The sequence below is a fragment of the Streptomyces roseoviridis genome (assembly GCF_039535235.1).
In the GTDB taxonomy this organism is placed as follows: domain Bacteria; phylum Actinomycetota; class Actinomycetes; order Streptomycetales; family Streptomycetaceae; genus Streptomyces; species Streptomyces roseoviridis.
In genome coordinates this window covers 5,379,486-5,398,784 of sequence record NZ_BAAAWU010000001.1, presented here as the reverse complement: position 1 = coordinate 5,398,784, position 19,299 = coordinate 5,379,486, and the positions used below count along the sequence as shown (strand labels likewise).

The 19,299-nt window shown below is 74.0% G+C and carries 21 protein-coding genes; 10 read left to right on the top strand and 11 right to left on the bottom strand.

Translation table 11 applies throughout. From position 1 onward, the window contains the following. The first annotated feature begins 216 nt into the window (after positions 1–216). Complete coding sequence (locus ABD954_RS24410) at positions 217–705, top strand: VOC family protein (RefSeq protein WP_345488861.1); 489 nt, start codon at positions 217–219, stop codon at positions 703–705. Between the two features lie 51 nt (positions 706–756). Here ABD954_RS24410 and ABD954_RS24405 read toward each other — a convergent pair whose 3' ends face one another. Beyond that, a complete protein-coding gene (locus ABD954_RS24405; protein WP_345488859.1) occupies positions 757–1,230 on the bottom strand; it encodes a MarR family winged helix-turn-helix transcriptional regulator in 474 nt (157 codons plus the stop codon). 138 nt (positions 1,231–1,368) lie between these two features. On the opposite strand from ABD954_RS24405, the gene ABD954_RS24400 reads away from it, so the two are divergent. From ABD954_RS24400 to ABD954_RS24385, 4 genes are read left to right on the top strand one after another with little or no spacing between them, the layout of a single operon-like run. Next, positions 1,369–2,574, top strand: a complete 1,206-nt coding sequence (locus tag ABD954_RS24400) for an MFS transporter (protein ID WP_345488857.1) — start codon at positions 1,369–1,371, stop codon at positions 2,572–2,574. A gap of 45 nt (positions 2,575–2,619) precedes the next feature. Beyond that, positions 2,620–3,063: a GlcG/HbpS family heme-binding protein gene (locus ABD954_RS24395; protein WP_345488855.1), complete on the top strand. Its 444-nt coding sequence runs from the start codon at positions 2,620–2,622 to the stop codon at positions 3,061–3,063. Beyond that, positions 3,060–3,437 (top strand): nuclear transport factor 2 family protein, encoded by a 378-nt coding sequence (locus ABD954_RS24390; protein WP_345488853.1) that lies wholly within the window; start codon positions 3,060–3,062, stop codon positions 3,435–3,437. Before ABD954_RS24395 ends, ABD954_RS24390 begins: the two co-directional genes overlap by 4 nt. Before the next feature lie 17 nt (positions 3,438–3,454). Beyond that, complete coding sequence (locus tag ABD954_RS24385; protein WP_345488851.1) at positions 3,455–4,288, top strand: aldo/keto reductase; 834 nt, start codon at positions 3,455–3,457, stop codon at positions 4,286–4,288. Positions 4,289–4,407: 119 nt separating this feature from the next. Here ABD954_RS24385 and ABD954_RS24380 read toward each other — a convergent pair whose 3' ends face one another. Then, entirely contained in the window at positions 4,408–5,862 is a 1,455-nt protein-coding gene (locus ABD954_RS24380) for an RNB domain-containing ribonuclease (protein ID WP_345488849.1), read from the bottom strand. A gap of 119 nt (positions 5,863–5,981) precedes the next feature. Between ABD954_RS24380 and yaaA the strand changes: the two genes are divergently transcribed. Both yaaA and eda read left to right on the top strand, forming a co-directional pair. Beyond that, on the top strand, positions 5,982–6,749 hold the full coding sequence (yaaA, locus tag ABD954_RS24375) for a peroxide stress protein YaaA (protein WP_345488847.1): 768 nt from the start codon (positions 5,982–5,984) through the stop codon (positions 6,747–6,749). Between the two features lie 97 nt (positions 6,750–6,846). Next, positions 6,847–7,479, top strand: a complete 633-nt coding sequence (gene eda / locus ABD954_RS24370; RefSeq protein ID WP_345488845.1) for a bifunctional 4-hydroxy-2-oxoglutarate aldolase/2-dehydro-3-deoxy-phosphogluconate aldolase — start codon at positions 6,847–6,849, stop codon at positions 7,477–7,479. Positions 7,480–7,522: 43 nt separating this feature from the next. Here eda and ABD954_RS24365 read toward each other — a convergent pair whose 3' ends face one another. The 5 genes from ABD954_RS24365 to ABD954_RS24345 all read right to left on the bottom strand — a co-directional run bounded on the left by ABD954_RS24365 (position 7,523) and on the right by ABD954_RS24345 (position 13,022). Then, on the bottom strand, positions 7,523–8,356 hold the full coding sequence (locus tag ABD954_RS24365; protein WP_345488843.1) for a GNAT family N-acetyltransferase: 834 nt from the start codon (positions 8,354–8,356) through the stop codon (positions 7,523–7,525). Between the two features lie 2 nt (positions 8,357–8,358). Beyond that, a complete protein-coding gene (locus tag ABD954_RS24360) occupies positions 8,359–9,906 on the bottom strand; it encodes a bifunctional RNase H/acid phosphatase (protein WP_345488841.1) in 1,548 nt (515 codons plus the stop codon). After that, entirely contained in the window at positions 9,906–10,649 is a 744-nt protein-coding gene (locus ABD954_RS24355; protein WP_345492444.1) for a zinc ribbon domain-containing protein, read from the bottom strand. The genes ABD954_RS24360 and ABD954_RS24355 overlap by 1 nt, the downstream gene beginning before the upstream one ends. After that, entirely contained in the window at positions 10,646–11,476 is an 831-nt protein-coding gene (locus ABD954_RS24350) for a Nif3-like dinuclear metal center hexameric protein (RefSeq protein WP_345488839.1), read from the bottom strand. The genes ABD954_RS24355 and ABD954_RS24350 overlap by 4 nt, the downstream gene beginning before the upstream one ends. Positions 11,477–11,981: 505 nt before the next feature. Further along, positions 11,982–13,022, bottom strand: a complete 1,041-nt coding sequence (locus ABD954_RS24345; RefSeq protein ID WP_345488837.1) for an ABC transporter substrate-binding protein — start codon at positions 13,020–13,022, stop codon at positions 11,982–11,984. A 310-nt stretch (positions 13,023–13,332) separates the two neighbouring features. On the opposite strand from ABD954_RS24345, the gene ABD954_RS24340 reads away from it, so the two are divergent. Then, positions 13,333–14,484: a hypothetical protein gene (locus ABD954_RS24340; RefSeq protein WP_345488835.1), complete on the top strand. Its 1,152-nt coding sequence runs from the start codon at positions 13,333–13,335 to the stop codon at positions 14,482–14,484. A gap of 47 nt (positions 14,485–14,531) precedes the next feature. Continuing rightward, positions 14,532–14,654, top strand: a complete 123-nt coding sequence (locus ABD954_RS24335; protein WP_345488833.1) for a hypothetical protein — start codon at positions 14,532–14,534, stop codon at positions 14,652–14,654. 56 nt (positions 14,655–14,710) lie between these two features. On the opposite strand, the gene ABD954_RS24330 is transcribed toward ABD954_RS24335, so the two are convergent. The 3 genes from ABD954_RS24330 to ABD954_RS24320 form a co-directional block, all read right to left on the bottom strand. Further along, positions 14,711–15,655 carry a 3-oxoacyl-ACP reductase gene (locus ABD954_RS24330; protein ID WP_345488831.1) on the bottom strand — a complete coding sequence of 315 codons (945 nt, stop codon included), beginning with the start codon at positions 15,653–15,655 and terminating at the stop codon, positions 14,711–14,713. A gap of 139 nt (positions 15,656–15,794) precedes the next feature. Then, on the bottom strand, positions 15,795–16,871 hold the full coding sequence (locus ABD954_RS24325) for a Zn-dependent alcohol dehydrogenase (RefSeq protein ID WP_345488829.1): 1,077 nt from the start codon (positions 16,869–16,871) through the stop codon (positions 15,795–15,797). A 22-nt stretch (positions 16,872–16,893) separates the two neighbouring features. Beyond that, the gene (locus ABD954_RS24320; protein ID WP_345488827.1) at positions 16,894–17,760 is read right to left on the bottom strand and encodes a MaoC/PaaZ C-terminal domain-containing protein; all 867 of its coding nucleotides are present in this window, start codon (positions 17,758–17,760) and stop codon (positions 16,894–16,896) included. Positions 17,761–18,060: 300 nt separating this feature from the next. Here ABD954_RS24320 and ABD954_RS24315 point away from each other — a divergent pair, with 300 nt between their 5' ends. Next, on the top strand, positions 18,061–18,519 hold the full coding sequence (locus ABD954_RS24315; RefSeq protein WP_345488825.1) for a MarR family winged helix-turn-helix transcriptional regulator: 459 nt from the start codon (positions 18,061–18,063) through the stop codon (positions 18,517–18,519). 152 nt (positions 18,520–18,671) lie between these two features. Here the strand turns inward: ABD954_RS24315 and ABD954_RS24310 are convergent, their stop codons facing one another. Further along, the gene (locus ABD954_RS24310; RefSeq protein ID WP_345488823.1) at positions 18,672–19,232 is read right to left on the bottom strand and encodes a GNAT family N-acetyltransferase; all 561 of its coding nucleotides are present in this window, start codon (positions 19,230–19,232) and stop codon (positions 18,672–18,674) included. Positions 19,233–19,299: the final 67 nt, after the last annotated feature.

The following is a 19,299-nucleotide window of genomic DNA, read 5'->3' as shown; positions in this document are numbered from 1 at the left end:
AGGAGGCGGAGGACCTGCTCACGACGGTGACGGCCGGCAGCTGACCGGCCAGGAGCAACGAGCGGTCGGCGCACCCTGCGCTCGTGCGCGCCGTCGCCAGCAGCTCGGGACACCGACCCGGTCCGCTGCCCCCCCGCCCGACAGGATGCGGAATGTGTCGCTTTCGGAAGAATGGCCAGGGATACCCGCGCAGGCCCGGACCCAAGGAGGTCTCCCATGGCCGTCTCCGACACGCCGATGCACCTGACCCAGGGTGCCCACGTGGGGATCTCGGTCTCCGATCTGGACGCCTCGATCGCGTTCTACTCGGCGCTGACGGGCCGTGAGCCCGTTGCTCGGGGAACCATGGACAGCGAGCGGTTCGGCCGCACGCAGGGGCTGCCGCACGCGAAGCTGCGGTACGCGACGATCAACATGGACGGGCTCGGCATCGACCTGATCCAGTTCCAGGACCCCGTGGGCGAGCGCACCAACGGCAAGGCGAACCGGCCCGGCTCCATGCACCTGTGCTTCAAGGTCGACGACTTCGACGCGGTGTACCGGCGCATGAAGGACGCCGGCTACGACTTCCTGGGCGACGACTACACGTTCATCGCCGGCGAGGTCACCCCGGAAGCCGCACTGGGCACGAGGGTCGCGTACTTCAACGACCCCGACGGCACCAATCTGGAGATCATCGAGCCCAAGGGCGGGTTCGCCAACTGACCCCGCCGGGGCCGGCGCCGGCGCCGTCGCGCCGAGGGGCCGGCGTGCGCCTCAGGCCGCGGGGACCGTCAGCGGCACGCCCGCGGCCTCGACGGCCCGGACCAGCGGCGCGAGCCGCTCGTCGCCCGCCGCCTCGGCGAGGGCCTCGCGCAGGGTCGCCTCGTTCGTCGGGCGGGCCTCTTCGAGCAGCGTGAGGCCGGCGTCGGAGACGTCGGTGTAGATGCCGCGCCGGTCGGTGGGGCACAGGTAGCGCATGAGCAGACCGCGGTCCTCCAGGCGGGTCACCAGGCGGGTGGTGGCGCTCTGGCTGAGGACGACGGCGTCGGCGACCTGCTTCATCTGGAGGTGGCCGCCCTCACCGTCGTGCTGACGGCTGAGCACGTCCAGCAGGGAGTACTCCCGCACGCTGAGGCCGTGCCGGGCCCGCAGGGCGCGCTCGACAGGGGCCTCGAGCCGCCCGTGCAGCAGGGAGAGGGCGTTCCAGCCCTGGGCCAGGGCGGTCAGTGCGGGGTCGGTCGCGGTCATGGTGACCTCCTTCTGAACCGATAGTTGCATACGCGGACTACAAACACCCAGAGCTTCACGCGTTTGCATTTATCCCGCGCTTGCAATTATTGTGTTTCGACGTAAGCGCTCCACGCAATCACTTGGAAGGTCGTCTCCATGCCTCTCGCGCTCTTGGCCCTGGCCATCGGGGCCTTCGGGATCGGCACCACCGAATTCGTGATCATGGGCGTGCTGCCCCAGGTCGCGGGAGACTTCGGCGTCACCATCCCCACCGCAGGCTGGCTCGTCTCCGGCTACGCCCTCGGCGTCGTCATCGGCGCCCCGCTGCTGACCGTCCTCGGCACCAAGATCTCCCGCAAGAAGATGCTCATGGCCCTCATGGCCCTCTTCGTCGTCGGGAACGCCCTCTCCGCGCTCGCCCCGACCTTCGGCCTCATGCTGGCCGGCCGGGTCGTCGCCTCCCTCGCGCACGGCGCGTTCTTCGGCATCGGCTCCGTCGTCGCCGCCGACCTCGTCGCCCCGCAGAAGAAGGCGTCCGCCATCTCCCTCATGTTCATGGGCCTGACCGTGGCCAACATCGTCGGCGTCCCCGGCGGCACCTCCATCGGACAGGCCGCGGGCTGGCGCGTCACCTTCCTCATCGTCGCCGCGCTCGGCGTCATCGGCTTCCTCGGCGTCGCCAAGCTCGTCCCCGAAGCCGGCCGCCCGGAGTCGGTGAGCGTGCGGCGCGAGTTCGCCGCCTTCAAGAACGTGCAGGTCTGGCTCGCCATGGCGATGACCGTCCTCGGCTACGGCGGTGTCTTCGCCGCGATCACCTACATCGCCCCGATGATGACCGAGGTCGCCGGCTACACCGAGGGCGCCGTCACCTGGCTGCTCGTCCTGTTCGGCATCGGGATGTTCCTCGGCAACCTGCTCGGCGGAAGGTTCGCCGACCGCGCCCTGATGCCGATGCTCTTCACCGCCCTGGCCGCCCTCACCGCCGCCCTGCTCCTGTTCACCGTGACCGCCCACGACAAGATCCTGGCCGCGATCACCCTCTCCCTGATCGGCGCCCTCGGCTTCGCGACCGTCCCGCCCCTGCAGAAGTGGGTCCTCGACCAGGCATCGGCCGCCCCCACCCTGGCCTCCGCCGCCAACATCGGCGCCTTCAACCTCGGCAACGCGCTCGCCGCCTGGCTCGGCGGTGTCGTCATCGCCGCCGGCCTCGGCTTCACCGCCCCCAACTGGGTCGGCGCGATCCTCTCCGGCACGGCACTGCTCCTCGCCCTCCTCGCGGCCCGCCTCGACCGCCGCACCCGCAAGGCCGGCCACGTCGTCACCGGATCCGCGACGACCGAGCCCGCCCCGGCGACCGTCTGACCCACCCCACCCGCACATGGCAACACCCCCACGAAGGAGCCCCTCATGAGCACCACCCACGCACCCGCCGCCACCGCCCCGCTGACCACGCAGGACGCCGAGACGCTGATCGCCGCCGCCCGCCGCGCCGCCGAGGACGCCGGGGTCACGGTCAGCGTCACCGTCCTCGACGCGGGCGGCCACCCGCTCGCCTTCCGCCGCGACGACCGGGCCGTCCTGATCTCCGGCGAGACGAGCACCCGCAAGGCGTACACCGCGCTCCAGCTGAACGCGCCCACCGCCGACCTGGTCGACCTGGTCAAGCCCGACGGGCCGTTCCACTCGCTGCCCACCGCGCTCGACAAGCCGCTGCTGTTCATCGCGGGCGGCATCCCCGTCCACCGCGACGGCCGGCTGATCGGCGCGATCGGCGTCGGCGGCGGCGCCCCCGAGCAGGACCACGGCTTCGCCACCGCCGCGCTCGAAGAGCTGGCCGGATCCGCCCGATGAGCCGTACGCCGCAGGAGGTCTTCGCCGACCACGGTGACCGGCTCGGCACCGGCGACCTCGACATGATCAGCCAGAACTACACCGAGGACGCCGTCTTCCTCACCCCCGAGGAAACCCTCACGGGACGTGAGGGAGTACGGCGGGGCATCGGCAGGCTGCTCGCCGATCTGCCGGACGCCGAATGGCAGCTGGATCCTCGGTTCGCCGGTGACGTGCTGTTCCTGCGGTGGAGCGCCGCCACCGGCACCCACGAGGTCACCGACGGCGTGGACACGTTCGTCTTCCGCGACGGGCTCATCAGCGCCCAGACCGTCCGCTACACCCTCACCCCCCGTACGACCGGAACCACCGGTACCACCCGCGCCACCGCCTGAGAGAGGTCATCCGCACCATGGCAGCGAACAGCAGCATCCCCACCGTCACCCTCAACAACGGCGTCGAGATCCCGCAGCTCGGCTTCGGCGTCTTCCAGGTCCCGGACGAGGAGACCACCGCCGCCGTCGCCTCCGCCCTGGAGGCCGGCTACCGCTCCATCGACACGGCCGCGATCTACGGCAACGAGGCGGGCGTGGGCAAGGCCCTCGCCGAGTCCGGAGTCGCCCGCGACGACCTGTTCGTCACCACCAAGCTGTGGAACGCCGACCAGGGCTACGACTCCACGCTCCGCGCCTTCGACGAGAGCCTGGCCAAGCTGGGCCTCGACTACGTCGACATGTACCTGATCCACTGGCCCACCCCGGCCCGTGACCTGTACCAGGAGACCTGGACGGCCATCGAGAAGCTGGTCGCCGACGGCCGGGTCCGCACCGCGGGCGTCTCCAACTTCCAGGCCGACCACCTGAAGCGGCTGATCGACGGCGCCGAGCTCGTCCCGGCCGTCAACCAGGTCGAGCTGCACCCGGGCTTGCAGCAGGCGGAACTGCGTGCCGTGCACGCCGAGCTGGGCATCGCCACCGAGGCGTGGAGCCCGCTCGCCCAGGGCGCCGTCCTCAAGGACGAGCCGATCACCACGATCGCCGACCGGCACGGCGCGTCCCCGGCCCAGGTCGTCCTGCGCTGGCACCTCCAGCTCGGCAACATCGTCATCCCCAAGTCGGTGACGCCCGAGCGCATCCGCCAGAACCTCGACGTCTTCGACTTCACCCTCACCGACGACGAGATGGCCGCCGTCGCCGGTCTCGACCGCGACCTGCGCACGGGCCCGCACCCGGACCAGTTCAACTGACCCCTCCGGGGCGGCGGCCGGTCCCTACCCGCCCCTGACGGGCTCCCTGGCCCACGCGGACGGTGCGGCTGCACGCGGACGCGACGCGGGCGCCCTCGTACGGGAGCGGGGGCGGGCCCTCACGCGGGTGTGAACCGCACCTTCTCCCGTCGTGCGGGATCTGCCTGCGTCAGCCTGACCCGGAGCCGTTCGCCGAGCGGCAGGGGCGCCCCGTCGGCCAGGACCCGGCCGATCACCGCCGGGTCCTCCAGGTGGACGGTGCCGACGTCCGGTTCGTGTTCCTTCACGTCGATGACGACGGAGTCGAAGGTCTCGCCGATCCGCCCGCTGAGCAGGGCCTCCTCCACGACGTCGACGCACTCCCGCTCGGCCGTGTTGGCGAGGCGGGTGCCCCGCGCCATGTCGTCCGGCAGTCCGTCGAGCGCGCCGAGCACCCACGCGGGCGGCTCGGTGCCCGCGACGGCGGCGAGGCACAGTTCGCCCGCGTAGCGGTCGACGAGCCGGCGCAGCGGCGCCGTGCAGTGGGTGTACTCGTCGGCGACGGCGGCGTGGACGGCGGGCGAGGGGAGGTGCCCGTCGGTGAAGGGCGTGTAGTCGGAGCCCCGCAGGAGGGTGGTCGCGTCCTGGAGGAAGGCGGCGTGGCGGGTGTGGCGGGGGTCCAGGGAGCGGATGAGCGCCGCGTACGAGACGTGGTGCGGCCAGTCGATCCCGAGGGCCTTGGCGGAGCGCCGCAGCCGGGCGACGGCGCCGTCCGGGGCGGGCGGCAGGGTGCGCAGGATGCCGGTGCCGGCGGCCATCATGAGGTCGGCCGCGGCCATGCCGGTGAGCAGGGAGATCTGGGCGTTCCAGCCGTCGACGGGCAGCGGGGCGCGGTAGTGCAGGCTGTAGGAGCCGTCGCCGGTCTCGGCGATCTCCTGCTCGGGGACGTTGAGGGAGATGCCGCCGCGTTCGATCTCCAGGGCCTCGCGGAGCCTGCCCACGTCCCGCAGCAGGGCGAGCGGCTCCTCGGCGGTGCCGGCGTCGATCTGCGCCTGGGCGCCCGCGTAGTCGAGCCGGGAGCGGCTGCGGACGAGGGCGCGGCGCACGTCGGTGGCGACGGTGCGGCCGTCGGCGTCGAGGTCGATGCGCCACAGCAGGGCGGGCACGGTGCTGCCCGGCAGGAGGCTGGCGGCGCCCTCGGACAGGACGGAGGGGTGCAGCGGCACCTTGCCGTCGGGGAGGTAGAGGGTGGTCGCCCGGCGGTGCGCCTCGGTGTCGACGGCTCCGCCGGGGATGACGAAGGCGGCGACGTCGGCGATGGCGTAGTGGACCCGGTAGCCGCCGCCGGCCCGGCGGGTCAGGTGCATGGCCTGGTCGAGGTCCCGGGACGCCGGCGGGTCGATGGTGAGGAAGGGCAGGTCGGTGGCGTCGACCCGGTCCCGCGGTGAGGGCGGGGTCCTGGCGGCCTCCTCGGCCTCGGCGAGGACGGCGGGCGGGAAGCCGTCGGGGATCCCCAGCTCGGCGCGGAGCGCGCGCAGGGCGGCCCGCAGCGGGTCGTCGGCCGGAGCGGTCACATGGACGTGGCGGCGGGGCATGGACCGAGCCTAGGGCGGTGGCGGGGGCTCGGCACCTCGTACGCTGGCTCATCGGAGCCGGACCCTCGCGGCTCCCTGGGGCCGCACCCCCACCCCCGTACGTACGAAGGAGAACCGCCGTGCTCGTCCTGTTGCCGCCCTCCGAAGGAAAGGCCCCCTCGGGGCGCGGGGCGCCGCTGAAGCCGGAGTCCCTGTCGTTGCCGGGGCTGGCTCAGGCGCGCGCGGCGGTCCTCGACGAGCTGGTGGAGCTGTGCGTCTCCGACGAGGAGAAGGCGCGCGAGGTGCTGGGTCTGAGCGAGGGGCTGCGCGGCGAGGTCGCCAAGAACGCGGAGCTGCGGACGGCCGGGGCGCGGCCGGCCGGCGAGATCTACACGGGGGTGCTGTACGACGCGTTGGGCCTGGCCACGCTCGACGCGGCGGCCCGCAGGCGGGCGGAACGTTCGCTGCTGGTGTTCTCGGGGCTGTGGGGCGCGGTGCGGGTGGGCGACCGGATTCCCTCGTACCGCTGCTCGATGGGGGTGAAGCTGCCGGGGCTCGGGGCGCTCGGCGCGTACTGGCGCGGGGCGATGGCGTCGGTCATGCCGGAGGCGGCGGGCGACTCCCTGGTGCTCGATCTGCGGTCGTCGGCGTACGCGGCGGCGTGGAAGCCGAAGGGCGAGGTGGCGGAGCGGACGGCGACCGTGCGGGTCCTGCACGCGCCGACGCGGAAGGTGGTGAGCCACTTCAACAAGGCGACGAAGGGCCGGATCGTGCGCAGCCTCCTGGAGGCGGGCGCGGAGCCGACGGGCCGGGCGGAGCTGGTGGAGGTGCTGCGGGAGCTGGGGTACGTGGTGGAGGAGGGCGGCAAGGCGGGGGCGCTGGACGTGCTGGTGGACGAGATCCACTGAGGCGGCCCCGGAGGGGCGGTACGGGACCCCACACCCCCCCATTGCGCCATGTGCAACGTTCGTTGCACGTCTCGCGTGCCGTGGGCAGGATGGCGCCATGCCGAGCGTGTTCGAGCTTGCCTCCGCCGCCCCCGTCGTCCCGGTCGTCGTGATCGAGGACGCCGCCGACGCCGTGCCGCTCGCCCGTGCCCTGGTGAACGGCGGACTGCCGGTGATCGAGGTGACCCTGCGCACGCCCGCCGCGCTCGACGCGATCCGGGCGGTCGCGGCGGAGGTCCCGGAGGCGGTGGTGGGCGCGGGCACCGTCGTCTCGGCGGCGGGTGTCACGCAGGCGGTGGCGGCGGGCGCGCGCTTTCTGGTGAGCCCGGGGTGGACGGAGGGGCTGCTGGACGCGATGGGCGGCGCGGGCGTGCCGTTCCTGCCCGGCGTGTCGACGGCCTCGGAGGTCGTGGCGCTGCTGGAACGCGGGGTGACGGAGCTGAAGTTCTTCCCGGCGGAGGCGGCGGGCGGCGTTCCGTACCTGAAGTCCCTCGCCGGCCCGCTGCCCCGGGCCCGTTTCTGCCCCACCGGCGGCATCTCCCTCGGCTCGGCACCGTCCTACCTCGCGCTGCCGAACGTCGCCTGTGTCGGCGGTACGTGGATGCTGCCGGCGGACGCGCTGGCGTCCCGCGACTGGGGCCGGGTGGAAGAGCTGGCCCGCGGGGCGTCGGGCCTGGCCGCCTCCCGCTGACCGGGCCGGAAGGCGGTGCGACCGGCTGGAGAGCGGTGACCCGTCAGGGGGGACCGAGCTCGACGGCGGTGTGGTCGGCGAGGGGCCGGTAGCCGAGCCGCCGATAGAGGGCGTTGCTGGTCGGGTTGGCCAGGTCGGTGAAGAGCAGCACCTCGGCGGCACCGGCGGTGAGGGCGGACCGGCTGACCGCGGCGGTCACGGCGCCGCCGTAGCCGCGGGCGCGGTGGGCGGGCGGGGTGTAGACGGGCGAGACGCGCACCTGCCCGGCGACGAGCCGGGACACGCTCGCCATCGCGACGGGCTCCCCGTCGACCTCCCAGAAGCGCAGGCGGCCCTCGGCGATCCGGGCCTCGACGTTCGGGGTGTAGTCGGCGTCCGGTTCCTCGCCGATGTCCCGGGCGAACTCCCGCATCCACGCGAGGGCCCCGCGCAGGTCCTCCGGCCGCGCGAGCCGGTCACGCCCCGGCGGCGCCGGCGCGGGCGGTGTCAGCTCGCCGAGCCGGAACAGCCGCATCCGGCGCGTGCCCACGACTTCCCGCCCGCAGGCGTCGGCATACGCCTCGACGGCTCCGGTCTCGCCCCGCACCGTGCTCACCCGGCCCTCACCGGGCAGCCGCCCCGCGAGTTCCCGGGCCGCGTCGACGGGCATCGCGCCGAGCAGCAGCACCCCGGGCTCCCCGACGACCTGGCACAGGCCCGCCCCCTCGCCGTCGGGACCGTCCGGCCCGCCCCACCAGCCCCGCACCCCCGGCACGTCGAGCTGGGTGAGCAACAGGGTGTTCCGCGCCGCCTCCCGCTCCGCACACCGCCCGGCGACGCGCCGGAAGGCGTCCGGATCCTGGGTGAAGTGCCAGCGAGCCGGCCGGGAGACGGGCACGGCTACCGCAGGTGCGACGTGTCGTTCAGCAGGCGGACGGACGCGTTGCCGTCCGCGTAGTAGGCCACCGCCGAGAGGGACGCCGCCGAGAGCTCCATGCGGAAGAGGGACTCCGGCGGGGCGCCGAGAGCGAGGCGGACCAGGGTCTTGATGGGGGTGACATGGGTGACGAGGAGGACCGTGCGGCCGGGGTGGGCGGCGGTCAGCCGGTCCCGGGTGGCGGCGACGCGCCGGGAGACGGTCGCGAAGCTCTCGCCGCCGCCGGTCGGCGCCGCCTTCGGGGAGGCGAGCCAGGCGTCGAGGTCGTCCCCGTAGCGCTCGCGGACCTCGGCGAAGGTCAGTCCCTCCCAGGCGCCGAAGTCGGTCTCCCGCAGCCCCTGTTCGATCCGCACGTCCAGGCCCAGGCGGGCGGCGACGGTCTGCGCGGTCTGGCGGCAGCGGGTGAGGGGCGAGCTGATGATCTCCTGGATGGTGCCGCGGGCCGCGAGCGCCGCGGCCACGGCCTCGGCCTGCCGCCGGCCCGCCGCGGACAGTTCGGGGTCGCTGCCGCCGCTCCCCGAGAACCGCTTCTCGGGGGTCAGCGCCGTCTCCCCGTGCCGCAGCAGCACGAACGTGGCCGGCGCCCCCATGTCGGGACCCGACCAGCCCTGCGAGACGGGTGTGCTCGCCGCGACCCGCGCCGGGGCCTCGGCCGGAGCCTCCGGCTGCGGCCGGGAGGCCGGCACGGCTCCGCCCTCGGGATGGGCCGCCTCCGCCTCGAAGTCCCCGGTCGCCGCCGCACCCGCCGCCGGGGCGGGGCCGGCCGGGGCCTCACGGCCGACCGACGCGGCACGGTCGGCCGTGGCCGCGGTCGCGAGGGACGCGCGCGCCCGTGACGAGAGGGCGGCGTCGGGAGCGAAGAGCCCCTCGGGCTCGCCTGCGGCGCCGGAGAGGGCGCCCGCCTCCGGGGCCGTGGCGGCGGCATCCGTGCCCCCCGCCATACCCGCGCCCGCCGCCGTACCCGTACCGGCGCTGGCCATGGCGGCCCGGGCCCGGGCCGCGCCCGCCGTCGCGTCGCCCGCGGCGCCGCGGGCCGCCGCGAGGTCGGCGGCAGGGGCGGCGGTGACGGCCGCGGTGGAGGCGGCCGGGCTCCACTGCTCGCCCCGGCGCCCCGCGTCCATCGCCTCGTTGGCGAGCCGGTCGGCGTGCTTGTTGCGCTCGCGCGGGATCCACTCGTACCGCACCCGGCCGGCCGGGAAGACGCGGGCGGCCTCGGCGGCCAGCGGCTTCATGTCGGGGTGCTTGATCTTCCAGCGGCCGGACATCTGCTCGACGACCAGCTTGGAGTCCATGCGCACGTGAACCGTGGCGTCCGGGAACAGCTCGAAGGCCGCCCGCAGGCCCGCGATCAGGCCCTTGTACTCGGCGACGTTGTTCGTGGCCACGCCGATGTACTCGGCCCGCTCCGCGAGCGTCTCCCCCGTCGCCGGGTCGAGGACGACCGCGCCGTAACCGGCGGGTCCCGGATTGCCCCGGGAGCCGCCGTCCGCCTCGACCACGACCGCGCGCATTACAGGCCGGACTCCGAGGTGCGGACCAGGATGCGGCGGCAGTTCTCGCAGCGCAGCACCGCGTCGGCGGCGGCCGCGCGGACCTCGTTGAGCTCGGTGATGTTCAGCTCGATGTGGCAGCCCTCGCACTTGCGCTGGTACAGCCGCGCCGCGCCGACCCCGCCCTGCTGCTCGCGCAGCTTCTCGTACAGCTTCATCAGGTCGGCGGGCACGGAGCCCGCCACCAGCTCGCGCTCCTTGGCGACGGAGGCGGCGTCGGCGTCGAGCGCCGTCTCGGCGGCGTCGCGGCGGGCGGTCGCGTCGTCGACCTTGGCCTGGACGGAGGAGACCCGCTCGGTGAGTTCCTCGACCCGCTCCTGGGCGGACTCGCGGCGCTCCATGACCTCCAGGACGATCTCCTCCAGGTCGCCCTGGCGCTTGGCGAGCGAGGTGATCTCGCGCTGGAGGCTCTCCAGGTCCTTCGGGGAGGAGACGGCCCCGGAGTCGAGGCGCTGCTGGTCGCGGGCGGCGCGCTGGCGCACCTGGTCCACGTCCTGCTCGGCCTTGGTCTGCTCGCGGGCGCAGTCGCTCTCCTCGGTCTGCGCGGCGACGAGCAGGTCGCGCAGCTGGGTGAGGTCCTTGGTCAGCGATTCGATCTCGTCGTGCTCGGGCAGCGACCGGCGCTTGTGCGCGATCTGCTGGAGGCGGACGTCCAGGGCCTGGACGTCGAGGAGTCGGATCTGGTCGGCGGGCGCGGCGTTCAGTTGGGGGCTCCAGAAGAGGTGTGGTGGGAGGACCAGGGGTCGGTGACCGTCTTCGAGACGTGGACGCGGAGGTCCCAGCCATGGCGGTCGGAGATCGTGTCGAGCTGGGCGGCGGCCTGCTCGCACCAGGGCCACTCGGTGGCCCAGTGGGCGGCGTCGACCAGACCCAGCGGGCGGGACCGCGTGGCGTGCTGGGTGGCTTCGGAGACGGGGTGGTGGCGCAGGTCCGCGGTGAGGAAGGCGTCGACGCCCGCGGCGCGCACGGCGTCGAAGAGGCTGTCGCCGGAGCCGCCGCTGACGGCGACCCGGTGCAGCACCATGCCGGGGTCGCCGGCGACGCGGATGCCCTGCGCGGTGGCGGGCAGCCGCTTCGCGGCGCGGTCCGCGAACTCGGCGAGGGTCTCGGGGCGGTCGAGCTCGCAGATCCGGCCGAGGTTGTTCTCCGGGACGAGCGGTCCGGTCACGCGCAGGTCCAGGGCACCGGCGAGGGCGTCGGAGACGCCGGGGTCGGCGGTGTCGGCGTTGGTGTGCGCCACGTGGAGGGCGATGTCGTGCTTGATCAGCGTGTGCACGACGCGGCCCTTGAAGTGGGAGGCGGCGACGGTCGTCGTCCCGCGCAGATAGAGCGGGTGGTGGGTGACGAGCAGGTCGGCGCCCAGGTCGATCGCCTCGTCGGCGATCTCCTGGACGGGGTCGACGGCGAAGAGCACCCGGCGGACCTCGGCGTCGGGGTCGCCGCAGACGGTGCCGACGGCGTCCCACTGCTCGGCCCGCTCGGGCGGCCAGAGGGCGTCGAGCTCGGCGATGACTTCAGACAGACGGGGCACGGGGGAAAGGCTACCTGTCCTCCGCGCCCGGCCGTCCTGACCTGTGGATAACCGGGGCCGACGGATGCGGGGACCGACGGCCTGCCGGGGGTCTGTGGACGGCTCGGGCCGGGTGGGCGGATCGGGCCGGGTGGAGGCTCGGCCCGGTGGGCGGCGCGGCCCGGTGGCGGCTCCCGCCCGGTGGCGGCACGGCCCGGTGGGCAACACGGCCTCGGTGAGCGGCGCGGCCCGGTGGCGGCTCCCGCCCGGTGGGCGGCTCCGGCCGGCGGAGGCCCGGGCCGACGGGGAGGCCCGGAGGCCCGGTCCGGCGGGGAGGCCCAGCTGGGCGGGGAGGCCGGGTCCGGCGGGGAGACCCAGCTGGGCGGGGAGGCCGGGTCCGGCGGGGAGGCCCAGCTCGGCGGGGAGGCCCGGTCCGGGGTACGCCCACGGCCGGTCGGCACGGGCCCGGACCAGCGGGGGCGCCCCGGCCTGGTGCGCCCCCGGTCCGGGCGCCCCCCGCGTCGTCCTACTTCTTCACCAGGTCGGCGCGCAGGTCGTCGAGGACGCTGTTCGCCGCCGTGACGCCCAGGCCCAGGTACCAGGTCTCGTCCGGGACGTCCTTGGCCTGGCCGGCCTTGACGGCCTTGAGGTTCTTCCAGAGCGGGTTGGCCTGGGCGGTGTCCCGCTTGGTGGCCTTGGGGTCGCCGTACACGCCCGTGAAGATCCAGTCGGCGTCGGCCTGGTCGATCTTCTCCGGGCTGATCTCCGCGGCCAGCTCGTTGATCTGCTGGTTCTTCGGGCGCGGCAGTCCGGCGTCCTCGAGGATGGTGCCGATGAAGGACGCCTTCGCGTAGAGGCGGATCTTGCCCGGCAGGTAGCGGACCATCGAGACGGTCGGCTTGTTCGGGCCGATGTCCGTGCCGAGCTGCCTGGCCTTGGTCTCGTACGCGGCCAGCTTCGACTTCGCGTCGGCGGTCCTGTCGAGGGCGGCGGCATTGAGGAGGTAGTTCTCCTTCCAGGTGAAGCCCGGGCGGATGGAGAACACGGTGGGCGCGATCTTCGACAGCTCGTCGTACTTGTCGGCGGCGCGCAGCTGGCTGCCCAGGATGAGGTCGGGCTGGAGGTTGGCGATCGCCTCCAGGTTGAGGTTGTTGATGGTGCCGACGGACTTCGGGCTGCCGGCGTCCTTCTTCAGGTAGCCGGGGATGCCGTCGTCGCCCTCGGAGGGGGCGTAACCGACGGGCTTGATGCCGAGGGAGACGACGTTGTCGAGCTCGCCGACGTCGAGGACGACGACCCGCTTGGGCGCGGCCGGGATCTCGGTCGTGCCGAGGGCGTGCTTCAGGGTGCGCGGGAACTGGCCGGGCTTGGCGTCCGTGCCCATGGCGGCGGTCTTGGCGGCGGCGTCCCCGAAGTCCTTTCCGCCGGTGGCGACGTCCTTCTTCTTCCCGCCGTCGTCCTGCTTGCTGGCGTCCGAGGAGCCGTCACCGCCTCCGCAGGCCGCGAGGGCGAGCGCGGCGGCGAGGCTGAGGGCGGCGGCAGCGGTGCCGCGGCGGCGGAGGGACATCGTGGGTCTCCTGTACGCGTACGAGGGAGCGGGCGGTTACGGCCGGACGGCACGGACCGGGACACGGCGGGCGGCGCCGGTGGGACGCCACCGCACGGTCCGGTGGATCGGCCGTTCGACGACCCGTCAGCGGACGCACAGCTTCCACTTAGGGTGGCCTTACCTTATCCACCCCTGGTCACGCGAGCACAACCTGCCCCCTCCGCTCAGCCGAACCGCCGGACCGCCACCCTTTGGGGTGAAGTGGGAGGGCTCGTGTTGTTCGGCTGGAAGTGCGAAAACTAGCTTCGTGGCCGGAGGTGACGAGTCGATGACAGCCTGTGCCATCGAGACCGCCGCGGAAGGTGGGGACGCGGTCTGGCCCACGGGGTTCACGATCGCGGCGAACGGCGCCTACGCGGCGCGGCTCGCCGGATCGGGCGACGCGCTGTACGTGGAGCGGTGGACGTTGGACGGCCCCGAGCCGTACGCCGTACCGCTCCCCCTCTCGCAGCCCGAGGAGCCCGGCGCGCTGCTGCTGCCGCTCGCGGACGGACGGGTGCTGATCGGCCGCCGGGTGGACGGACGCCGGTACACGTTCTCGCTGCTCTACCCGACCGGCCCGGAGACCGGTGAACTGCTCCTCGGCGCCGTCGAGGCGCCCCCCTCCGGCGAGCTGGTGCTCCTGCCCCCGTCGCCGGACGGCATCTGCGCCTACGCGATGGGGGTCGGCGAGGACACCACCACGCTGTGGCTGGTGGCCGGCGGGGCCTTCGGCCCCGAGCAGGTGGCCGAGGTGAGGGGCCGCTGCTCGGGCGGTGTCTGGCTGGACCGTACGGGACGGATGCTGGCCCTCGACCGGCGGCTCGGCGACGGCCCGGTGAAGGCCGTGGCGGTGGACCTGGAGCGCGGCGGGGAGACCACCCCCCTGCTCCAGATCACGGAGGAGAGCCACGACCGGCTGCTGCTCGCGGACCCGGACAGCGGTCTGCTGATCATCCGCTCCGACGCGCCGTCCCCCGGGCACGACCGGCTCGGCTGGGGCGTGCTCGGGAGCCTGCTGCCGGTGCGGTTCCCGGAGTGCCTGCGGCTCGACGACGCCGCGGTGACACCCTTCGCGGTGCAGCCGGGACAGGTCCTCATGCCGGAGCACTGCGGCGTGGCGCTGCGGATCGACGCGGCGGCGGGCAGCTGGGTGGGGACGTGGCGGCCCTCCGCGCGCCGGATGCGCCAACGGGCCGCTCCGGCCGGCTGGCTGGCCGGAGCCGGCCTGTGGACGGCCGACGGCGCCCTGCGGCTGCCGTACGCGACGGCGGGCACGCCCTGCGGGCTCGCCACCCTGGAGGAACCGGCCGACCTCCCCGTACCGGAGCCGGAAGCACCTCCGGAACGGGGTCCGGCGCCGGCCGCCGGGACACCTCGGATCTGCCGCCCGGTGCCTTTGCAGCAGGCTCCTCTGACCGACCGCAAACCCGCTGGCTAGACTCCGGGCCGCACAGCAAGAGCGATTTCTACGGGGTGAGTTCCACCATGAGCAACACGGAGGCACAGGAGTCGACCGGCTCCGGCAAGCACCGGGGCCCGGCCGCACCGGCGGAGGACTCCACGTCCTCGCCGCACGGCCGCCACCGTCGCGAGGCCGACTCCCAGTGAGCGGCGGACGGCCCCCGGGGACACCCGGGGGCCGTCCGTTTTCCCGTCGGCCCGCTTCAGCCCTTCTTCAGGGCGAGGACCTCCGCCGCCGCGAACGTCTCCCCGGCCGGTCGGGCCGCGTAGTACGGGGTGAGCAGGCCGTCCAGTTCCTCGTGCGTGAAGACGTCCTCGGCCGTGTCGAACGTGGCGACCACCTTGGGGCGGTCCACGATCGCCACCATGCCGCCGTGGACCACGAGCAGTTGCCCGTTGACCCCGGCCGCCGCCGGAGAGGCCAGGTAGCCGACGAGCGGCGCCACGTGGTCGGGCGACAGCGGGTCGAGCTCGTCCGGCGCCGCCGGCTCGGCGAAGCCCGCGAACACGTCCTCGGTCATCCGGGTGCGGGCGCGCGGACAGATGGCGTTCGCGGTGACCCCGTACTTGGCGAGGGCGAGCGCCGTGGAGGTGGTGAGACCGACGATCCCGCCCTTCGCCGCCGCGTAGTTGGGCTGTCCGGCCGAACCCGCCAGGAACGCCTCGGAGGAGGTGTTGACGATCCGGCCGTAGACACCGCTCTCCCCCGCCTTGGCCCGGCCCCGCCAGTGCGCCGCGGCGAAACGGGTGGTGTTGAAGTGGCCCTTGAGGTGGACCCGGATCACCGAGTCCCACTCCTCCTCGCTCATGGAGAAGACCATCCGGTCGCGCAGGATGCCCGCGTTGTTGACCAGGACGTCCAGCTTGCCGAACTCGGTCACCGCCAGGTCGACGAGGCCGCGCGCGGTCTCGAAGTCGGCGACGTCGCCGAGGTGGGCCACCGCCCGGCCGCCGGCCGCGCGGATCTCCGCCGCGACCTCCTCGGCGGGGGCGGCGGAGGCCGCGCCGGAGCCGTCCCGGCCCGGCTGCCCGTAGTCGTTGACGACGACGGCGGCGCCCAGCCGGGCCAGCTCGACGGCCTCGGCCCGGCCGAGCCCGCGCCCGGCACCGGTGACGATCGCGCTCAGTCCCTCAAGAGGGAGTGACATGGGTCGGTCCTCTCAGAGTTCGACGGGATAGGGGAGCCTGCCTTGCCGGATCCGGCCTCGTCGGGCCCGGCCTCTTCGGGCCCGGTCTCGCGCGGTCTCGTCGTATCCGGTCTCGAAGGCGCCCCGGTGGCGGCGGGTCTCAGATCTCGATGCAGGTGCGCAGTGCCGCGCCCGTCCGCATCTGCTCCAGCGCCTCGTTGATCCCCGTGAGCGGGACCCGGTGGGTGATCAGGGATTCCAGGTCGATGCGGCCGGCCCGCCAGAGCGCGATGGCCCGTTCGTACGAGCGGAGCACGTCCCCGCCCCCGTACATCGAGGGCAGGATCCGCTTCTCGTCGAAGAACAGCTCGAACATGCTGAGCTGGAGGAAGTCGTCGAGGGCGCCGGCGCCGACGACGCAGAGGGTGCCGCCGCGCCGGGTGGTCTCGTAGGCGGTCCGCGCGGTGGCGGACTTGCCGACGACCTCGAAGACGTAGTCGAAGCCCTCGCCGCCGGTGACGCGCTGCCTGGCGTCGGCGAGGGCGTCGGGGGCGACGGCCTCCGTCGCGCCGAAGCGGAGGGCGGCCTCGCGCCGGGACTCGACGGGGTCGACGGCGACGATCTGGGCGGCGCCCTGGAGCCTGGCACCCTGGATCGCGGAGACGCCGACGCCGCCGCAGCCGATGACGGCGACCGACGAACCGGCCTCGACCTTCGCGGTGTTGATGGCCGCGCCGAGTCCGGTCGTCACGCCGCAGCCGATGAGCGCGGCGATGTCGAAGGGCACGTCGTCGGGGAGGGGGACCGCGCACCCGGCGTCGACGACGACCTCCTCGGTGAAGGTGCCGGTGCCGGCGAAGCCGAAGACGTCACCGCCGGGGCGCTTGAAGTTGGGGGTGCCGGCGTTCATGAACCCGGCCAGGCAGAGCTGGGTCTGGCCGCGCCTGCAGGCGGGGCAGCTGCCGCAGGCGGGCAGCCAGCACAGCAGCACCCGCTGTCCGGCGCTCAGCCCGGTGACGCCGTCGCCGACGTCGACGATCTCGCCGGCGCCCTCGTGCCCGGGGACGAAGGGCGCGGGCTGCGGGAGGACGCCGCTCATGGCGGAGACGTCGGAGTGGCACAGTCCGGTGGCCCGGACGCGGATCCTGACCTTGCCCGGGCCAAAGCCCACCGCCTCGACGTCGTCGAGGACTTCGAGCTTGTCCTGGCCGATCTCGTGCAGTACGGCTGCGCGCATGGTGCGGCTCCCCTCGGGGGTGTCAGGAGTGGTCGACGACGGTTTCGACGACGGTGTCGGCGAGTACGGGGGCGTCGTCCCGTTCGACGGCGGTGACCGTCACCTGCGTGCGGCCTCCGTCGGCCCACATCCGGATCCGCAGCGTCTCGCCCGGGAAGACGACCCCGGCGAAGCGCGTGCGGTACGAGCGGACACGGGTGACGTCGCCGCCGAGAAGGGTGTCGACGACCGCCTTCAGCGTCATGCCGTACGAGCAGAGGCCGTGCAGGATCGGCCGGTCGAAGCCCGCGAGCCCGGCGAACTCGGGGTCGGCGTGGAGCGGGTTCCAGTCACCGGAGAGGCGGTAGAGGAGGGCCTGGTCCTCGCGGACGGGCCGCTCGACGGTGGCGTCGGGCTCCCGGGCGGGTGGCGCCAGGCGCTCGGAGGGGCCGCGGTCGCCGCCCCAGCCGCCCTCGCCGCGGACGAAGATCTGGGCGTCGCTGGTCCACAGCGGCCCGTCGGCGTCGGCGGCCTCGGAGCGGAGCACGAGGACGGCGGCCTTGCCCTTGTCGTAGACGGCGGCGACGCGGGAGGTCGAGACGGCCTTGCCGGCGACGGGCAGCGGGCGGTGCAGGGTGATGGACTGGCCGCCGTGCAGGACGGCGGCGAGGTCGATGTCGATGCCGGGAGCGGAGAGTCCGCCGACGACGCCCATGCCGGCGCCGGCGACGGTGGCGAAGCTGGGCAGGACGTGGAGCCGGGACTCGAGGGTGTAGCGCAGCTCGTCGGGGTCGGTCGCGGGGACGCCGGCGCCGAGGCCGAGGTGGTAGAGCTGGACGTCCTTGTGGTCCCAGGTGATCTCGGCGCTGCGGGGTTCGGCGGCGACGGCCTTGGCGGCGTCAATGGGCATCGCGTTGCGGCTCCTCGTGGCAGGTGAAGACCTCGGCGCGGCCGTCCGCACCGTCGACCGCGCCGAGGCCGTGCGGGACCGAACGAACCTAGAACGCGTTCCAGTTCGGTGATCCCATGTATAGCCGAGGGCCGGGGGGTTGGGAACCCTCCTGACGATTGCTCCTGACGGTATGTCAGATGGTCGCGGACCGGGCGCCGGGCGCCGGGGCCCGGGTTCTCCTTGACCTCAAGTCCGGTTGAGTTCCTACGGTCGTACGCATCACACGCACCGTTCCGCGCGACGACGGAGGATCCGGCCATGCAGTACTCGCACGACGACGCCGAACTGATCAGGCAGCCGATCGGCTACTGGAGCTGGGCCGCCTACGACGCCGTCGTCGGCCGCACCCGCGCCGCCCTCGCGGGGATCGGCACCACACAGCCCCAGTGGTGGGTCCTCGCACAGGTCGCCCGCGCCGAGTCGCCCCGGACCCGGGACGAGGTCTCCCGCCTGCTGCGCGGCTACCTCGCCACGGGCGCGGGGACCATGGAGGAGGAGATCGACACCACGGTCGCCCGCGGCTGGATCACCGAGGACCACGGGGGCCGCCTGAGCCTCACCCCCGAGGGCCGGTCCTTCTTCGAGAAGGCCGCGGCCCTCCAGGACGAGCTGTGGGCCGAGCGGCACGCGGGCATCTCCGACGAGGAGTACCTGACCACGCTCAAGGTCCTGCAGCGCTTCATCCACAACACGGGCGGCCGGGCCTGGCACCACTAGGACCCGCGCCGCACACGCCGACCGCTGGACCGGGGCGGTCGCGGTCCCCGAACGGTCGGCACCGCAGGCGCTTCGGATCCGCACGAGGCACCTCCGTACCGACGAGGGCGTTCGCTGTCCGGGGCGTGACGCGGACAGCCCGCCCGCACCGCTCAGACGGTCGGCAGGGCCGGGGACCACACCCCGAACCACTGCTCGGCGCCGTACTCCTCGAACCGCTCCACCTCGGTGAACCCCAGCTTCGCGGCGAGACGCATCGCGCGGCCGTTCGCGGTCTGGGTGGAGAGCACCACCGGCTCGCCGGGCCGGGCGCCGGCGACCCAGTCGAGTGCCGCCGCGCACGCCTCGGCGGCGTACCCGCGGCCCCACGCGTCGGGAAGCAGCAGGTAGCCGAGCTCGGTCTCCCCGCCTTCCGGCCGGACGTGGCCGCGGCGCTCGGGGGCGCGCCGGTCGAGCGTGACCGTGCCGATCATCGAACCGTCGGCCTCGATCACGAACAGGCCGGGCCGCCGGCCGGGCACCTCGGGCATCGCCCGGTCGAGCTCGTCGCGCGGCCGGGCGCCACCGATGTAGGTGCCCACCTCCGGCGAGGCGAACAAGTCGAGGAACGCCGCCCGGTCGCGGGCCTCCGACTCACGGAGCACGAGCCGGTCGGTCACGATCGGGGCGGGCGGCCAGGCGGCGGGTCCGGGTCCGGGTCCGGGTCCAGTCATGGCAGGCAACCTATCGCACGCCCGCACGAACGGTCGGCCGTCCCGACGCGCCCCAACGGCCCTGCGG

What these genes read in the sequence shown, in the direction of transcription:
- ABD954_RS24410 (WP_345488861.1), top strand. Translation starts at nt 217, where the DNA reads ATGGCCGTCTCCGACACGCCGATGCACCTGACCCAGGGTGCCCACGTG.
- ABD954_RS24405 (WP_345488859.1), bottom strand. Translation starts at nt 1,230, where the DNA reads ATGACCGCGACCGACCCCGCACTGACCGCCCTGGCCCAGGGCTGGAAC.
- ABD954_RS24400 (WP_345488857.1), top strand. Translation starts at nt 1,369, where the DNA reads ATGCCTCTCGCGCTCTTGGCCCTGGCCATCGGGGCCTTCGGGATCGGC.
- ABD954_RS24395 (WP_345488855.1), top strand. Translation starts at nt 2,620, where the DNA reads ATGAGCACCACCCACGCACCCGCCGCCACCGCCCCGCTGACCACGCAG.
- ABD954_RS24390 (WP_345488853.1), top strand. Translation starts at nt 3,060, where the DNA reads ATGAGCCGTACGCCGCAGGAGGTCTTCGCCGACCACGGTGACCGGCTC.
- ABD954_RS24385 (WP_345488851.1), top strand. Translation starts at nt 3,455, where the DNA reads ATGGCAGCGAACAGCAGCATCCCCACCGTCACCCTCAACAACGGCGTC.
- ABD954_RS24380 (WP_345488849.1), bottom strand. Translation starts at nt 5,862, where the DNA reads ATGCCCCGCCGCCACGTCCATGTGACCGCTCCGGCCGACGACCCGCTG.
- eda (WP_345488845.1), top strand. Translation starts at nt 6,847, where the DNA reads ATGCCGAGCGTGTTCGAGCTTGCCTCCGCCGCCCCCGTCGTCCCGGTC.
- ABD954_RS24360 (WP_345488841.1), bottom strand. Translation starts at nt 9,906, where the DNA reads ATGCGCGCGGTCGTGGTCGAGGCGGACGGCGGCTCCCGGGGCAATCCG.
- ABD954_RS24345 (WP_345488837.1), bottom strand. Translation starts at nt 13,022, where the DNA reads ATGTCCCTCCGCCGCCGCGGCACCGCTGCCGCCGCCCTCAGCCTCGCC.
- ABD954_RS24340 (WP_345488835.1), top strand. Translation starts at nt 13,333, where the DNA reads ATGACAGCCTGTGCCATCGAGACCGCCGCGGAAGGTGGGGACGCGGTC.
- ABD954_RS24335 (WP_345488833.1), top strand. Translation starts at nt 14,532, where the DNA reads ATGAGCAACACGGAGGCACAGGAGTCGACCGGCTCCGGCAAGCACCGG.
- ABD954_RS24330 (WP_345488831.1), bottom strand. Translation starts at nt 15,655, where the DNA reads ATGTCACTCCCTCTTGAGGGACTGAGCGCGATCGTCACCGGTGCCGGG.
- ABD954_RS24325 (WP_345488829.1), bottom strand. Translation starts at nt 16,871, where the DNA reads ATGCGCGCAGCCGTACTGCACGAGATCGGCCAGGACAAGCTCGAAGTC.
- ABD954_RS24320 (WP_345488827.1), bottom strand. Translation starts at nt 17,760, where the DNA reads ATGCCCATTGACGCCGCCAAGGCCGTCGCCGCCGAACCCCGCAGCGCC.
- ABD954_RS24315 (WP_345488825.1), top strand. Translation starts at nt 18,061, where the DNA reads ATGCAGTACTCGCACGACGACGCCGAACTGATCAGGCAGCCGATCGGC.
- ABD954_RS24310 (WP_345488823.1), bottom strand. Translation starts at nt 19,232, where the DNA reads ATGACTGGACCCGGACCCGGACCCGGACCCGCCGCCTGGCCGCCCGCC.